General features: G+C 70.1%; 10 protein-coding genes. 5 read left to right on the top strand and 5 right to left on the bottom strand.

Annotated elements, in window-relative coordinates; genetic code table 11:
- Nucleotides 1-26 precede the first annotated feature (26 nt).
- The gene (locus DMH03_RS39230) at nucleotides 27-3131 is read left to right on the top strand and encodes an arabinosyltransferase domain-containing protein (protein ID WP_125797068.1); all 3105 of its coding nucleotides are present in this window, start codon (nucleotides 27-29) and stop codon (nucleotides 3129-3131) included.
- 257 nt (nucleotides 3132-3388) lie between these two features.
- Here the strand turns inward: DMH03_RS39230 and helR are convergent, their stop codons facing one another.
- A complete protein-coding gene (helR, locus tag DMH03_RS39225) occupies nucleotides 3389-5557 on the bottom strand; it encodes an RNA polymerase recycling motor ATPase HelR (RefSeq protein ID WP_199749200.1) in 2169 nt (722 codons plus the stop codon).
- A gap of 209 nt (nucleotides 5558-5766) precedes the next feature.
- Nucleotides 5767-9429 carry a PD40 domain-containing protein gene (locus DMH03_RS39220; RefSeq protein ID WP_125797067.1) on the bottom strand — a complete coding sequence of 1221 codons (3663 nt, stop codon included), beginning with the start codon at nucleotides 9427-9429 and terminating at the stop codon, nucleotides 5767-5769.
- A gap of 92 nt (nucleotides 9430-9521) precedes the next feature.
- Between DMH03_RS39220 and DMH03_RS39215 the strand changes: the two genes are divergently transcribed.
- Nucleotides 9522-10151: a response regulator transcription factor gene (locus DMH03_RS39215; protein WP_233611854.1), complete on the top strand. Its 630-nt coding sequence runs from the start codon at nucleotides 9522-9524 to the stop codon at nucleotides 10149-10151.
- On the opposite strand, the gene DMH03_RS39210 is transcribed toward DMH03_RS39215, so the two are convergent.
- From DMH03_RS39210 to DMH03_RS39200, 3 genes are read right to left on the bottom strand one after another with little or no spacing between them, the layout of a single operon-like run.
- Nucleotides 10142-11647: a precorrin-2 C(20)-methyltransferase gene (locus tag DMH03_RS39210; RefSeq protein WP_125797066.1), complete on the bottom strand. Its 1506-nt coding sequence runs from the start codon at nucleotides 11645-11647 to the stop codon at nucleotides 10142-10144. The genes DMH03_RS39215 and DMH03_RS39210 overlap by 10 nt on opposite strands.
- A complete protein-coding gene (locus DMH03_RS39205; protein WP_125797065.1) occupies nucleotides 11644-12267 on the bottom strand; it encodes a precorrin-8X methylmutase in 624 nt (207 codons plus the stop codon). Before DMH03_RS39205 ends, DMH03_RS39210 begins: the two co-directional genes overlap by 4 nt.
- Complete coding sequence (locus DMH03_RS39200; protein WP_125797064.1) at nucleotides 12264-13343, bottom strand: precorrin-3B synthase; 1080 nt, start codon at nucleotides 13341-13343, stop codon at nucleotides 12264-12266. Before DMH03_RS39200 ends, DMH03_RS39205 begins: the two co-directional genes overlap by 4 nt.
- A gap of 98 nt (nucleotides 13344-13441) precedes the next feature.
- Between DMH03_RS39200 and DMH03_RS39195 the strand changes: the two genes are divergently transcribed.
- Genes DMH03_RS39195 through DMH03_RS39185 form a run of 3 tightly spaced genes read left to right on the top strand, consistent with a single transcriptional unit; the run spans nucleotide 13442 to nucleotide 15447 of the window.
- A complete protein-coding gene (locus tag DMH03_RS39195) occupies nucleotides 13442-14350 on the top strand; it encodes an ABC transporter ATP-binding protein (protein WP_125797063.1) in 909 nt (302 codons plus the stop codon).
- Nucleotides 14347-15198 carry an ABC transporter permease gene (locus DMH03_RS39190; RefSeq protein ID WP_125797062.1) on the top strand — a complete coding sequence of 284 codons (852 nt, stop codon included), beginning with the start codon at nucleotides 14347-14349 and terminating at the stop codon, nucleotides 15196-15198. Before DMH03_RS39195 ends, DMH03_RS39190 begins: the two co-directional genes overlap by 4 nt.
- 3 nt (nucleotides 15199-15201) lie before the next feature.
- A complete protein-coding gene (locus DMH03_RS39185; protein ID WP_005162705.1) occupies nucleotides 15202-15447 on the top strand; it encodes a helix-turn-helix transcriptional regulator in 246 nt (81 codons plus the stop codon).
- Nucleotides 15448-15866: the final 419 nt, after the last annotated feature.

Here is a 15866-nt window from a genome sequence, read left to right as displayed (position 1 = left end):
GGACCAGACCCGTTAGCGTTGCGCCGATGCGTTTGATCGCTGTCACGCTGGGGTTGCTGTCCGCCTTGTGCGCATTGGCTTTCCCCTTCCTGCCGGTGGTGCAGGACACAGCGGAGGTCGTCTGGCCAACGGGCGGCGACACCCGCTCCGTCAACGCGCCCTTGACCGGGTACTGGGCGCAGGATCTGCGCGTCGATCTGCCGTGCACGACCGTCCGGTCGCTGGACGCGCGTTCGCAGGGACAGGCACTGCTGTTCTCCACCGTGCCCGACGGGCGCACCGATCCACGCGCGGGCAAGGGCGTCGGCCTCCAGCTGCGTATCGACAACGGCGTGCTGCTCGCCTCCAGCCAGGGCCAGCAGATCGTGCAGCAGCCGCTACCCGAGAACAAGTGCGACATCAAGCTCCGTGCGGACGCGAACCAGATGACGGTGACCGTCGCCGAGACCGTGGTGTTCCACGCCGAGGGCGACGTCCGGCCGCGGCTGGTCGGCATCTACTCGTCGATCAACGCGGGCAAGGACCCGATCGCCGGCTTGCACGTCTCGGTCGTCCCGGACACCCGCTACCAGACCTCGCCGACCCTGCTGAAGTGGATCATCGGCCTGATCGCGGCGCTGTCGTTCATCGGCTGCCTGATCGCGGTGTGGCGGATGGACTCCGGGTTCGCCCGCCGCGCGCCGCGCTGGGCGCCGATCGGCTGGTGGCGGCTGACCGCCCGCGACGCGACGGTGATCGTCGCGCTCGGCGCGTGGGTCTTCATCGGCCCGGTGACCTCCGACGACGGCTACATCCTCACGATGTCGAGAGTGGCCGAAGAGACCGGCTACCTCACCAACTACCACCGCTGGTTCGGCGTCGCCGAGGCGCCGTTCGGCTGGTTCTACCACGTGTATCAGCTGATGGCGCACGTCAGCACGGTGCCGCCGTGGATCCGGCTCCCGTCGTTCCTGCTCGGCGTCCTGAGCTGGCTGCTGATCAGCCGCGAGGTCATGCCGCGCCTTGGCACCCAGGTCCGGACGAGCCGCGCGGCGGGCTGGGCCGCCGCCGCGGTCTTCCTGGTCTGGTGGATGCCGTACAACAACGGCGTCCGGCCGGAACCGGTCGGCGCGCTCGGCTCGCTGCTGGCGATCTGCGCCGTGGAGCGCGCGCTGGTGACGCGCCGTCTGCTGCCGCTCGCGCTCGGGCTCACCGCGGCCGGGTTCACCCTGGCCGCGACGCCGACCGGGCTGATCGCGGTCGCGCCGTTCCTCGTCGCCGCGCGCCCGCTGTTCAAACTGGTCCGCCAGCGCGCCGAGAACGGCTGGCTGCCGGTGCTCGCGCCGGTGCTGGCCGCGGGCCTGCTGGTGCTGGTCGTGGTGTTCGCCGACCAGACCTTCGCCACCGTGCAGGAGGCGACCCGGATCCGCACCCAGGTCGGCCCGAACCTGTCGTGGTTCCAGGAACTCGCGCGCTACCAGTTGCTCTTCGAAAGCCTGCCGGACGGCTCCATGCCACGCCGGTTCCCCGTGCTGCTCGTGTTGCTCTGCGTCGGGACCTGTCTGGTGGTGCTGCTGCGCCGCGGCCGGATCCCCGGCGCCGCGCTCGGCCCCAGCCGCCGCCTGATCGGCACGGTCGCACTGTTCTTCCTGCTACTGGCCCTGACCCCGACCAAGTGGACACACCACTTCGGCGCGTTCGCCGCGGTCGGCGCGGCCATGGCGGCGCTGACCGCGCTGGCGACCAGCTCGACGGTGCTGCGGTCCAGGCGCAACCGGGCGGCGTTCCTCGCCGGGCTGCTGGTGGTCGGCGCGCTGGCCGCGACCGGGCCGAACTCTTTTTGGTTCGTCTCGAAACTCGGCGTGCAGTGGACCGCGGTGGCGCCCTCGATCGGCGGGATCCCGCTGTCGACGATCCTGCTCATCGCGGCCGGGATCTCCGGCGTGTACGCGTTCGTGGAGAACGTCCGCGCGCATCGGCCGGGGCTACAGGCCGTGCCACAGGAAGGGCGGAGCCGCTCGCTGCGGCTCGGGTCGCTTTCGCTGGTGGTGGTCTGCGGTCTGATGGCCACGGGCGAATTCGTCAGCATGGCGTGGGCGATCCACAACCAGGCCGGTTCCTACAGCCTCGGCGCCGCGAACTTCGGGCATCTGTCCGGCAAGAGCTGCAACCTCTCCGACCACGTGATGGTGGAACGGGACGCCGCCACCAGCATCCTGCGGGCCCAGCCCGAACAGCGGACGGTGCCGGTGAAGAAGGAGGAGCCGCCCGCCGGGCAGACCCCGCCGCCGTTGCCCGATCCGGAACAGGACAACGGCCGCGTGCAGACCGGGTTCCACACCCGCGCGATCGACGACAAGGACCCGCTCGCCGAACCGCCGCACGGCTTCAAACCCGACGAAGTGCCGATGTGGAGCAGCTTCCTCGACCCCGAAACGCGGGCCGGGCGGCTGCGCAGCGACTGGTACGCCCTCTCGGAAAAGCCGGCCGACGGCCAGATCGTGGTCGCCACCGCGGGCGCGGCGCGGCGTCCGACGTCGGTCAGCCTCGACTACGGCGTGAACACCAGCGAAGGTGTGAAGGTCGTCCGCAGCCAGTTCGTGCTCCCACCGGGCGCCGGGACCAACGGCTGGAACGACACCCGGATCAACCTGCGCGACCTCCCCGCCGAGACGACGTCCGTGCGGATCAACATCGTCGACAACGACCTCACCGAGGACGGCTGGATCGCCGCGTCGGCGCCCCGCGTGCCGACGTTCACCACGCTGACCGAGAAGATCGCGGGCAAACCGGTGTACGTCGACTGGCCCGCGTCGTTCGTCTACCCGTGCGTGCAGCCGGTGACCTCGCACGACGGCATCTCGAAGATGCCCGAGTACCGGATCACCGCCGGCGCCGTCGCCGACGAGGCGAACTGGGCGTCCAGCACCAACGGCGGCCCGATCGGCTGGCTCGAAGAGGTCGCCGCCGAACCCGAGGTGCCCAGCTACCTGATCGGCCAGCCGAGCCAGTCTTGGGGACAGCTCCTGCAGGTCGAACCGTTCACCGAGGGAATCGCGCCGACGATCGTCCACGGCGAGAAGGTCGTCCCCGGCTGGTGGTCGCCGGGTCCCGGACCGCGGCAGCCGAACGGCAAGGACCCGACGCGCTAGGCGTCACTCGCGTGCTTGAACGCGTAACTCACGTGCTTGGGCACGTCTGATGCGGCGCAGGTCCGGACTGGCTGACGGAGCCCGGCCGCTCCGACTATCTACAAAGGACACTTTCCGGTGAGGTCGCCCCTTGCGGCGCGCGGGCAACCGGAAGCCGGGCATGCCCCCAATGTGGCATTGGGGACGGTCAGCGTCCCCAATGCCACATTGGGGGCATCAGACCGTGGCGCGAGCCCTCCTCGATCCAGGCACGCGAGTTACGTGGTCAGGCCCACCAAAGCCGGCGGCAGCGACCCCTCGTGCAGGACTCCGAGGCGCTGCGTAGCGCGCGTGAGGGCGACGTAGAGCTCAGCCGCGCCTCGCGGGCCGTCGGCGAGGATCCGCGCCGGGTCCACGACGAGGACGGCGTCGAACTCGAGTCCCTTCGTCTCCGAGGCGGGCACGGTGCCCGGCACGCCCGGCGGCCCGATCACGACGCTGGTGCCTTCACGACCGGCTTCGTCCTTGACGAACTCCTCGATGGCGGCTGCCCAGGAATCAACCTGCCGCGCCCACGGCCGGACCCCGTTGGACCGGACCGACTCCGGCGCCCGGACGTCGGGCGCGAACTCGGCGAGCACCGAGGCGGCGACGGCCATGATCTCCGCCGGGGTGCGGTAGTTCACCGTCAGCGACCGGTAGACCCAGCGGCCCGGCACGTACGGCTCCAGCATCGCGCCCCACGACCGCGCCCCCGCCTCGGACCGGCGCTGCGCCAGATCGCCGACGACGGTGAACGACCGGTTGGGGCAGCGCCGCATCAGCACCCGCCAGTCCATTTCGGACAGTTCCTGTGCCTCGTCGACGACGACGTGCCGGTACGTCCAGTCCCGGTCCGCGGAGGCGCGTTCGACGAGGCTGCGCGTGTCGTGCTCGACGAACCGGTCGGCGAGTTCGTCGGCGAACAGGAGGTTTTCCGCGGACAGCATGACGTCCTCGTCCATCTCCTCGCGGTCCAGCTTCATCGTGTCGAGCACCCCTTCGGCGTACTCGGCCTCGGCCTTCTTCTCCCGCGCGAGCGCCTTTTCGGCCGCCTGTTCCGCCCGCTTGTCGCGGCCGAGGAGGTCGACGAGTTCGTCGAGCAGCGGCATGTCCGACACCGTCCAGGCTTCCCCGTCGGCACGCAGCAGCACCTGGTCGGCGCCGGCCGCGCGAAGCCGTTCGGGTGACGAGAGAAGCGAGCCCAGCAGGCTTTCGGGCGTCAGGATCGGCCAGAGTTCCTCAAGCGCGGCGGTGAACGTCTCGCTCTCCGCCAGCTCCTTGAGCAGGTCCTTCCGCAGCCGCTCCCATTCGTCACGGTCGTCGCGGCTGAGCCAGCCGCGGCCGATCCGCGCGATCGCCCGCTCGGTCAGGACGTAGGTGACGATGTCGGTGAACGCCCCGCGCGCCTCGTTGTGCGGCAGGCCGCTCTTGCGTGCCTCGTCCCTCGCCCATTCCGCGGTCTCGGCGTCGATCCGGACGGTGACGTCGGCCAGGTCGATCAGCACCGGCTCCTCCGGCAGCCGCTGCCGGTCGGCGACCGCGGCCTTGAGGACGTCCAGCATCTTCAGCGAGCCCTTGAGCCGCGTCGCCTCCGGCCCGTCCTCGGCGGTGACATGCTTGCCCGGCACGAAATCGCCGGTGGTCATGAACACGACGTCGGTCTCGCCCAGCGAAGGCAGCACCCGGCCGATGTGGTGCAGGAACGCCGGATTCGGCCCGACGACGAGCACGCCGTGGCGCTCCATCCGCTCGCGCTGCGTGTAGAGCAGGTACGCGACGCGGTGCAGCGCCACCACGGTCTTCCCGGTACCCGGCCCGCCCTCGATCACGAGCACCCCGGGGTGCTCGTGCCGGATGATCTCGTCCTGTTCGGCCTGGATCGTCGCGACGATGTCGCGCATCCCCTCGCCCCGCGGCGCGTTGACCGCCGCGAGCAGCGCCGCGTCCCCTTCCGCGTCACCGCCGGGACGGCCGAACACCTCGTCGGTGAACCCGAGCACCTCACGCCCGCGCGTATGGAACTGGCGGCGACGGCGCATCTTCTCCGGTGTCGCGGCGGTCGCGGTGTAGAACGGGCGCGCCGCCGGGGCCCGCCAGTCGAGCAGCACCGGTTCGTAGTCGTTTTCCTCGTCGAAGAGACCGATACGGCCGATGTGGGAGGTCTCCCCCGCGGCGCTGTCCAGCCTGCCGAAGCACAGACCGTTGTCCACGACGTCCAGCCGGCGCGACTCCCTGGCCAGCGCGCGCACCTCGACGTCGCGTTCCATGGCCGTCCCGCCGGTTCCCCCGAGCGCCGCCCGGTACTCCCCCTTCACGCGCGCGCGTTCGGCGTCCAGGCGCGCGTAGAGCCCGGCGACGTATTCGCGTTCGGACCGCAGCTCTTCTTCATGACCCTGAGTTGACACAGACTCCCATTTCGCCAGGTTTCGGCTACGGCGAGTGAGTGTGAAGCATGACCGGGGTCTTGTGGCAAGTCCCCCTATGCGCTATATGTTTATTACGGAGGGAGTTACTCCCCCGCTTCTTCGCTGGCTTCCGGCGCCGAACTCTTATGTCGTGAAGGGTCCCTTTGAGACGTTGAACGTCTCAAAGGGACCCTTCACGACATCCCCACTTACGCCCCGCACGGCGGCGCGTAGTCGAGCCCCGGAAAGTACCTTTCCCACTCGTCCCTCGTGATCCTCGGCGTCGCCAGACGGCAGATCTCCTCGCCGACCCGGTCCGCGTCCGTCTGCCACAGGTGGACACCGTTGCCGCCGATCGCGAGCGTGCGCCCGTCCTGCCGGAACGCCAGCGAGTTGACCGTCGCGGCGAACCCGCTGATCTGTGCCTTTTCGACCGGATTCCGCGGATCGGTCAGGTCCAGCACGCGCACCGTGCGGAACGCCGAAGCCGCCAGCTCCCGGCCGGTCGGCCCGAACGCGAGATGGCCGATGCCTTCGGGACTTCCGCCCAGTTTCGCCAGCCGCACGGCGTTCGCGCGGTCGGTGATGTCCCAGAAATAGAGGTGCCGGTCGTCGCCGCCCGCGACGACGACGCGGCCGTCGGGGCTGAGCGCCATCTTGAACAGGGCACCCGCGTCGGGCCGCAGGGTCGACACCAGGCTCGGCCGCTTCGGGTCGGCGACATCCCACAGCGTGACCGCGGCCGAGTCCGGGCCCTGGCTCGCCGCCAGCGTCCGCCCGTCGGGGGTGAACGCGAGCGACCACACGGTCCCGTCGCCGACCGGGAGGACTCGCGGCGCGGCGAACCGAGCCGGATCGCCGATGTCCCACAGCTGGATCGGCCCGTCGTCGTGGCCGGAGGCGAAGGTCTTCCCGTCCGGGCTGAACGCGAGCGAGTAGGTCGGCATGACGCCCGCCGACGCCCGGAGTTTCGGAGCCATCGGATCGCTGATGTCCCAGCGCTGGAGCACGAACGCCCCGCCGACCCCGGCGACGTCGTGCGCGGCCAGCGCGAGACTGCGCCCGTCCGGGCTCAGTGCGATGGCGGTGACGGTGGCCGGGCCGGGGAGTTTCGAAAGCTGTCTCGGCGCACGGACGTCGTCCATCGTCCACAGTCGCACGTCGTCCCCGGCGGTGACGAGGATCCGTCCCTGCTCGATGAACGCGCCGGCGTTCCAGCCCGCGCTCGAGGCCAGCGCGAGTTCGCCGACGTCCTGCAGCCGGACGGTCCGGTCGTCGCTGGTGGACACGATGGTCTTGCCGTCCGGGGAGAACCCCGCCCACCAGATGGCGTTCGTGTGCCCGGTCAGCGGCGGCAGTTCCTTCGCCTGCCCCGTGACGTCCCACAGGCGCACGGACTGGTCGTCCCCCGCGGTCACCACCAGCCTGCCGCTCGGGCTGAACCCGGCCGCCCAGACCACGGCCGGGGTGGTCAACGTCGACAGCGGCCGCGGTGCCACCGGATCGGCGACGTCCCAGAGTTTCGCCGTGCGATCCCAGCTCGTGGTGATCAGCCGCTTTCCGTCGGGACTCCACGACGGGGTGAGCTGCAGATCCTTGTGTCCGGAAAGGACGGACCGCCGTCGCGGCGCGGACGGTGCGGTGACGTCCCAGAGTTCCGCCGTCCAGTTCGTGTTCGTGACCGCGAGCATCGTGCCGCCGGGATCGAACACGGCGCGTTCGAGTTCGGGAGCGGGGATCCGGCCGAGCGGTTTCGGAGCGCCGAGATCGCCGACGTCGGTGAGCTGGATGGTGCGGTCGACGGAACCCGTGACGAGGCGGCGGCCGTCCGGGCTGAAATCGAGGGAGAGCAGGACCGCGCGGTGCCCGGTGACGTCCGCCTTCCGCACCGGACGCCGCGGATCGGTCAGGTCCCAGAGCCGGGCCCGGTGGTCCCGGGTGGCGGTCGCCAAGGCCCGCCCGTCGCGGCTGAACGCCAGCGGGCCGCGGACCTCCTCCGAACCGGGCAGCGTCGCGAGGAGTTCCGGTCGCCGCGAATCGGCGATGGACCACACCTGCGTCGCCCGGTAGGAGTCGGAGGTGATCATGAGGCGCCCGCTCAGCACGACGGTCAAGTCGCCGGGGTCGAAGATCATCCGCGTGGCGAACGGCGCGGCCATGGACGCGAGCAGGCCGTCGTGGGTCTCCTGAATCGGCGCGAGCCGGTACGCGGCGAGGCTGAGCTGGGTCGACAGCGCCGGATTCGATTCCCGCAACGCCTTCGCGTCGACGACCGCCTTGCGCGCGAGCGCCACGTTCCGCTGGTCGGTGGCGGTCCGCCCGGCGTCGACGGCGTATCCGACGGCGACACCCGCGAGGAGCAGCAAGACACCGAGGAGCGCGACAAGTCTTCGCAGCCTTCGCGTCCGTTTGCGGCCGACGGCGGTCTCTTCGGCTTCGGCGTCGAGCCCGGACTGGAGGAACTCCTGCTCGCGCGCGCTCAGCGCGTCCGGCTCCCTGGCCGCCCATTCGGCCGCGAGCCCCAGCCGCGTGCCGCGGTAGAGGCTGCCCTTGTCGCGATCCACCGACTCCCACAGCTCGGTCGCCTCGGCCAGCTGCCGGTGCAGGCGATGCCCTTCGCGGTCTTCCGCGAGCCAGTCGCGCAGCCGCGGCCAGCTGCGGATCAGCGCCTCGTGGGCGATCTCGACACCGTCGCGATCTAGAACGAGCAGGCGCGCGTCGGCGAGCCGTTCGAGAACCTCCGTGGTCGCCGGATCGGCGTCGAGTTCGCGCCGGTTGAGACGCCGCTTCGTGTCTTCGGTGCCTTCGCCGAGCGCGGTCAGCCGCAGGAAGATCTGCCGGACGACGCTCTGTCTGTCCGGCTCCAGATCCGTGTAGACCGACTCCGCGGTCCGCGCGATCGCGTTGAGGATTCCGCCCGCCGCCTCGTACGCCGCGCTGGTCAGCGTGATCCCCTGGCGCCGCCGCCAGGTCTCCAGCAGCGCGTGCGAGACCAGCGGGAGCATCGCCGGCTGGCCGGTGGCGTCGGCGACGAGCGTGGTGACCAGCGCCGCTTCGACCCGGCAGCCAGCGCGGACGGCGGGTTCGACGATCGCGGTGCGGAGTTCGTCTGCGGTCATCGGGCCGACCATCACCTGCGCGTCGGTGAGCGCCTCGACCAGACCGGCGTGACGGCACAGGTGACCGTAGAAGTCCGCGCGGACACCGAGGACCACCCGCGTCCCGTGCTCGTCACGGGCGAGCGCGAGTAGCGCGTCGACGAACCTCTCGCGTTCGACCTGATCCCGGCAGAGGGTGTAGACCTCCTCGAACTGGTCGATGATCAGCAGCCGTCCCGCGGCGTCGAGATCCTCCGCGAGTGGATGCGCTCCTGGCGTCCGGATGACGACCGGGCGTTCACTCGCCGCCGCCAATCCGGCACGCAGGACGGACGACTTCCCCGAACCCGAAGCGCCGAAGACGCCGACGAGCCGCCGTTCCGCGAGCTTGCCGGTCAGCTCGGCGACCAGTCGCTCACGGCCGAAGAAGCGGGCGGCGTCGGCCGTCTGGAACGCGGCCAGCCCCAGGTACGGGAGTTCGCTGTCGTCATGTTCCCCGGAAGTCGCCGCGAGCCCGGCGGCGACCGCGCGCCAGCGTTCCTCCCACGCCGGGACGTCACCGCCGCACGCGGTGACGTACGCGGTCGTCACCGCGAGCCCCGGCAGTTTCCGCCCGCCCGCGGCTTCGGAGAGCGCGGCCGCCGAGTAGCCCGCGCGCGAGGAAAGTTCGCGGTACGTCGGCCCGCCGGCCTTCTCGCGAAGCAGGCGAAGATCCGCCGCGAAGCTCACGACGACGTCGTCGCCCGGCCCCAGCGGGCGCTCGCGTCTCGGCACCAGGCCCCCTGATCGTCGAAGCGTTATCTAATGGACATTGTTCACCGAAAACGGCCGGACACTGTACAAAAGTTCTGCGCTACAACCGAGACGTGCCGATTCGAACCCCAGTGGTGACCGTCGTCTTCGCGGGTGTCCCCGAGCCGCCCGCGTCCCCGGAGCTGGACGTGGTCGCCCACGCCCCCGACGAACGCGAAGCGATTTCGCACGCGACCGCCTTGCGTCCGGACGTCCTCGTCTTGCCCGTTCGGCCCCCTTCACTCGACGGGCTCACCGTGACACGCGAAGTGTCGTCGCGCTTCCCAAGCACTGCCGTGCTCGTGCTGACCCCGCCCGGCGACAACGAGACGTGGGTCGCCGCGATCCGCGCGGGCGCCCGGGGCGTCCTTGCCAGGACGGCGGGACCCGAAGACCTGGTCCGCGCCATCCACGGGGTCGCGGCGGGCGCCGTCGTCTTCGGCGAGCACGCCGCGAACCGGCTCTACGGTCTGCTGAACGCGTCGCGGCCGATCCAGGTTTTCCCTCAGCTGACCGCACGCGAACACGAGGTGCTCGACCTGCTGGCAGGCGGGCTGGGGATCCCGGCCGTCGCGCGGCGGCTGGGGCTCGCGCCCAAAACCGTCCGCAACGTCCTCTCGGCCGTCCACGCCAAGGTCGGCACGGACGGCCGCGAAGTCCTGCTCACCCAGGCACGCAACGCCGGGCTGGGCCGTTATTCGTAGGTGCGCGGCGTCCAGACGACGCCGTTCTCGGCGCGGGTCTTCGACGAACCCACGATCAGCAGGCAGCGCATGTCCACTTCCGACGGCTCCAAGGTGCCGAGGGTGACCACGCGGATGTCCTCCTCCGGCCCGCCGACGTCACGGGCGACGACGACCGGGGTCTCCGGCGCGCGGTGCCGGAGCAGGACTTCGCGGGCCTGCGCGAGCTGCGTGGTCCGCGTGCGCGACGCCGGGTTGTACAACGCGAGCACCAGATCCGCCGCGCCCGCCGCGTCGAGCCGTCGTTCGATGATCTCCCACGGCTTGAGCCGGTCGGACAGCGAAAGCACGCAGTAGTCGTGGCCCAGCGGCGCGCCGACCCGGGACGCGGCCGCCTGCGCGGCGGTCACCCCTGGCACGATCCGCACCCGCGAACCCTTGCCGTGCCCGGCGGCGACCTGCTCCAGCACCGCCGACGCCATCGCGAACACGCCGGGATCACCCGACGAGACGACGGCGACCTTGGCGCCGTTCGCGGCCAGCTCCAGCGCTTCGACGGCGCGTTCGGCCTCGACGCGGTTGCCCGACGCGTGCCGCTGCTGGCCCGCGCGCTGCGGCACCCGCGCGACGTACGGGCCGTAGCCGACGATGTGCTCCGCCGCGGCCAGTTCCTCGGTCGCTTCTGGGGTCAGCCATCCGGGGCCCGCCGGGCCGAGGCCGACGACCACGACCTCACCGCCGGTGTGCGTTTCCCGCTCCCAGGGCACTTCCGGTTCGTCGGCGAGCCGGGAAGCGTAAGCGGGGCTGGGCAGCAACGCCAGCGAGAAGTACGGCACCGACTCCGGGTCGACGTCGGCGAACGGCTCGACGCGCTGCGCCTGCCAGGTCGCGCGTTCGATGTAGAAGGCGTCGTCCAGTTTCCCGGCTTCGGCCAGCGCTTCGCGGACGTTGCCGAACGTGCGGCCGAGTTTCAGCACCGCCGCGGCCTGCGTGTCGGCCAGTCGCCGCGCGAGCTCCGGCGCGGGCAGGGTGCCGGGCAGGATGGTGAGGACCTCGTCGCGCTGCACCAACGGGCGGCCGAGCACCGAGGACGCCGCGCTGACCGACGTCACGCCGGGCACCACGGTCGCCTCGTAGCGGTCGGCGAGCCGCTCGTGCATGTACATGTAGGAGCCGTAGAAGAACGGGTCGCCTTCACAGAGCACGACGACATCGCGTCCGGCGTCGAGGTGTTCGGCGAGCCGCTTCGCGCTCAGCTCGTAGAAGTCGGCGATGGCGCCTTCGTAGCCGCCGGGGTGGTCGGTGGTCTCGGTGGTGACCGGATAGACCAGCTTCTCCTCGACCTGGCCGTCCCGCAGATACGGCTCGGCGACCGAACGCGCGATGCTCCGGCCGTGCCGCGCGCTGTGATAGGCGATGACGTCGGCCTCGCCGATCAGCCGCGCGGCCTTGACCGTCATCAGTTCCGGGTCACCGGGACCGAGCCCGACACCCCACAGTTTCCCGAGCCCGCTCATTCGACCTCACTCGCCATCGCGTTGATCGCGGCCACGGCCATCGCGCTGCCGCCGCGACGTCCGTGCACCACCAGATACGGCGCGGGTGCCCGCTTCGCGAGCTCCACTTTGGACTCCGCGGCGCCGATGAAGCCCACCGGGACCCCGATGATCGCCGCCGGGGCACCGACCCCCTCGTCGAGCAGTTCCAGCAGCCGGAACAACGCGGTGGGCGCGTTGCCGATCGCCACCACGGAACCGGGCAGCTTGTCTCGCCACAGCTCCAGCGCGGCCGCGGAGCGAGTGGTGCCCATCCGCTCCGCCAGCCCCGGCACCTTCGGGTCGGACAGCGTGCACAGCACCTCGTTGGCGGCAGGCAAACGTTTGCGGGTCACGCCGGAGGCGATCATGTTCGCGTCGCAGAGGATCGGCGCGCCCGCTTCGAGCGCGGCGCGGCCGGATTCCACCACGTCCAGGCTGTAGCGGAGGTCGTCGACCAGGTCGACCATCCCGCAGGCGTGGATCATCCGCACGGCCAGCACCGCCACGTCGCCGGGCAGGATCGCGAGATCCGCCTCCTCACGGATGGTGGCGAACGAATGCCGGTAGATCTCGGCCCCGTCCCGGATGTAGTCGATCACTGTGTCCCTTTCTCCGCCAACGTCCTCGCCAGCTCGCCGACCGGGACGTACGCCCCGTCGACCAGATAACCGTCCTCCGTCGCGAGCACGTCGACGTGCTCGCGCGCGGGCTTCCCGCATCGCCGTTCACAGCCGGCGAAATGCACCCTCGGCGTCCTGCCGACCTTCGCTGCGTCGGCCCGGACGTCGGCGAGCGACTTCGCGCAACCCGGTCGTCCGATGCAGGCACTGACCCCGAGCGACGGCGCGCCCGGATCGGTGACCAGCCCTGTGCCCGCTTCGAGGGGGCCGCGGACCAGGATCGACCGCCACGGGGTGACCACGGCGTCCCCGGCCTTCGCGATCGCCCGAGCCTGAGCCGAGGTCAGCCTGCCGAAGACGGGGGCGACCACGATCGCTTCGCCGATCGGCCCGATGGGGAGGCCGGGATTCACCGCGAACCTCCGCGGCTCGCCGGTTTCGCCTGGTACGCCTTCGAGCAGCGGTGCCGTGTCGGGTAGTTCGCTGACCCGCCAAGCGGTTCCTCTCGTCCGGAGGAACGCGCCGGCGACCGAGAGCAACGCCTCGACGGCATGCTCGGCCGTGACGCGCAGGCCGGTGTCTTCGCCGGCGAGCAGCAACGCGCCGTCGCGCCAGCAGACGTCGGCGCCTTCTCCGGCGACGTCACCTTGGCCGCCGTCGAGGGCGAAAAGGAAGCGGCCCGGGAGTTCGGCCAGCTCGGGGACGGCGCACAGGGCCTTGTCGAGAGCGGCGGCGAGTTCCTGGGCGACGCCGCTCACCGGCGACGCGAGGATGTTGCGGACACGTTCGTGCGACGGCGACGGCAGGAGTCCCGCCTCGGAAAGTCTGCCCGCGAGACCGGGACGGGTGACGCCGCGCAGCTGCACGTTGCCGCGAGAGGTCAGGTGCAGGGCGCCGTCGCCGAGGTCGTCGGCGGCGTCCGCGAGCGCCCCGAACTGGGCCCGCGTGATCGCGCCACCGGGCAGCCGGATGCGGGCGAGCGGACCGTCCGCGGCGTCGTGCGTGGCGAAAACACCAGGGCACGCGTCGGCTCGGACACGTGCGCTCGTGGACATGCGCTCACTGTAGATGGCCGTTCTAAGCGAGAGTATGTCTCAGATCATATGTAGTAGGTGTGCTACATTCGATCGCAGCACTGAGATGGGGGTGACCAATGAGAGATCCACAAGACGTGATGATCTCCGTCAAAGATCTCCGGATGCGCTACGGGACGAACGACGTCCTCCACGGCGTGGACTTCACCGCGCACCGTGGCGAGGTGATCTGCCTGCTCGGCCCGAACGGGGCGGGCAAGACCACGACGATCGAGATCCTCGAAGGCTTCCGGATGCGCTCGGAAGGCGAGGTCAGCGTGCTGGGCACCGACCCGGCACACGCGGACGAGAACTGGAGGGCGCGGCTGGGAGTCGTCCTCCAGGCCTGGCGCGACCACGCGAAATGGCGGGTGCGGGAACTGCTGGAGCACCTCGGCGGCTACTACGCGCCGTATTCCACCGACCGCATCAAGCGGCCGTGGGATCCGGACGAACTGGTCGCCGCGGTCGGGCTGACCGAACACGCGGACAAGAAGGTCCGGATGCTCTCGGGCGGGCAGCGGCGCCGTCTCGACGTCGCGATCGGCATCGTCGGCCGTCCGGAACTGCTGTTCCTCGACGAGCCGACCGCCGGACTGGACCCGGAGGCCCGGCGCGAGTTCCACGAACTCGTGCACCGGCTGACCGACGACGACGACACGACGATCCTGCTGACCACCCACGACCTCGACGAGGCCGAGAAACTGGCCGACCGGATCCTGATCCTGAACCACGGCCGGATCGTCGCCGACGGTTCGGCCGACGCGCTGAGCAGGCAGATCGCCGGCGAGGCCGAGGTGCGCTGGACGCTGGACGGCCAGCGTTTCGTGCACTCCACGACCGAATCGACGAAGTACGTGCACGAACTGTTCAAGCAGCACGGGGACGCCATCGGCGATCTGGAAGTCCGGCGGGCTTCGCTCGAAGACACGTACATGACCCTGGTCCGCCAAGCGGAATCCCCGCTCGTGGAGGTGAGCGCGCCATGAACGCGATCCAGCACAGCGTCCGGCTCGGTATGACACGGGGCTGGCTCGAAACCCGCCAGACCCTGACCAACCGCGAAGACCTGTTCAACATCTTCATGTTCCCGGTCATCTTCGTGATCGTCATGTTCTTCATGCGGGACTCGAAACTCCCCGGGACGGACTTCTCACTGGGCGCCGCCACCGTGCCGAGCGTGCTGGGCGCGTCGATCGTGTTCAGCGGCATGCTCGGGATGGCGGGCGTCCTGGCGGTCGAACGCGAGGACGGAACCCTCCTGCGGGCCAAGGCCACCCCGAACGGCATGATCGGCTACCTGGTCGGCAAGGTCGTGTCGATCTCCTTCGGCACCGTCATCGGGATGCTCCTGGTACTGATCCCCAGCCTGGTCCTTTTCGACGGCATCGCGCCGGGCGGCTGGTCGTCGTGGCTGAGCCTGCTGTGGGTCCTGGTGATCGGCCTGATCGCGACCATGCCGATCGGCGCCGTCTTCGGCTCACTGACCAGCAATGCCCGCAGCATCGGCTTGATCATGCTGCCGGTGCTGGGACTCGGGGCGATCTCCGGGATCTTCTATCCGATCACCGCGCTACCGGAATGGTTGCAGTACATCGCGCAGGTGTTCCCGATGTACTGGCTCGGCCTCGGCATGCGGTCGGCGCTGCTGCCGGACTCGACGGTGATCATCGAGATCGGCCAGTCCTGGCGCCAATGGGAGACCCTCGGCGTGCTGACCGCGTGGGCCGTGATCGGATTGGTGCTGGCCCCGGTCGTCCTGCGGCGCATGGCGCGGCGCGAGTCCGGGTCCTCGGTGGCGGCACGACGGGAAAAGGCGATGCAGCGAATTGGCTAGTTCATGAGCGAGGTCGTTTACAACCGGATCGCGATGCTGCGCGCGGAACGAGGCATCTCCCGCCGCGAGCTCGCCGATGCTCTGGGCGTGCACTACCAGACCATCGGCTACCTCGAACGCGGCGAGTACAGCCCGAGCCTCTATCTCGCGTTGCGGATCGCGGAGTTCTTCGAGGTCGCGGTGGAGATCATCTTCTCCACCGCGCCCTTCCCGCGGATCGGTGACTCTTCGTCGGAGCGGTCGGCGTAAGTAGGCGCGGCGGCCGGGCTCCCTTGCTCGACGAGACCGCCGTCTGGATCGACCTGCCGACCTCACGGCCGCGTTCGCACTCGGCCTCGTAGGCGGCAGGTCGTTCGCCGACGCGGTTCGTTTCACTGCTGGAACAATGGTTTTGCGACGCGTCTCGATGCCGGAAAGTGGCGACGTCATCCCGACCGAATCACTCTTCAGTGTTGTAGGTTCGATTTGATTGTTGCTTAGTAACTGTTCAGGCCCCTTGTTCGCTATTTGTGCCGCTGTGGGATGATCTTGTTGTGGGAGTAGGGGTTCGGCCGTCGTATGACGAGCTTGCGGCGTTGGTCGCCGCGCAGGCGGTCGAGCTTGCTCGTGCCCGTGAGGAGATCACTCAGCTGCGGGGCGAGGTCGCTGAGCTGAAGCGTCGTCTGGGG

The sequence above is a fragment of the Amycolatopsis sp. WAC 01376 genome (assembly GCF_003947415.1).
GTDB lineage: Bacteria > Actinomycetota > Actinomycetes > Mycobacteriales > Pseudonocardiaceae > Amycolatopsis.
Note: the sequence above shows the minus strand (reverse complement) of the source record. Positions and strands in the feature narration are given on the sequence as shown.

Bases quoted from the DNA above. Each gene is read 5' to 3' on its own strand.
- DMH03_RS39230 (WP_125797068.1), top strand. From the start codon at position 27: ATGCGTTTGATCGCTGTCACGCTGGGGTTGCTGTCCGCCTTGTGCGCA.
- DMH03_RS39210 (WP_125797066.1), bottom strand. From the start codon at position 11,647: ATGAGCGGGCTCGGGAAACTGTGGGGTGTCGGGCTCGGTCCCGGTGAC.
- DMH03_RS39200 (WP_125797064.1), bottom strand. From the start codon at position 13,343: ATGTCCACGAGCGCACGTGTCCGAGCCGACGCGTGCCCTGGTGTTTTC.
- DMH03_RS39195 (WP_125797063.1), top strand. From the start codon at position 13,442: ATGAGAGATCCACAAGACGTGATGATCTCCGTCAAAGATCTCCGGATG.
- DMH03_RS39190 (WP_125797062.1), top strand. From the start codon at position 14,347: ATGAACGCGATCCAGCACAGCGTCCGGCTCGGTATGACACGGGGCTGG.
- DMH03_RS39185 (WP_005162705.1), top strand. From the start codon at position 15,202: ATGAGCGAGGTCGTTTACAACCGGATCGCGATGCTGCGCGCGGAACGA.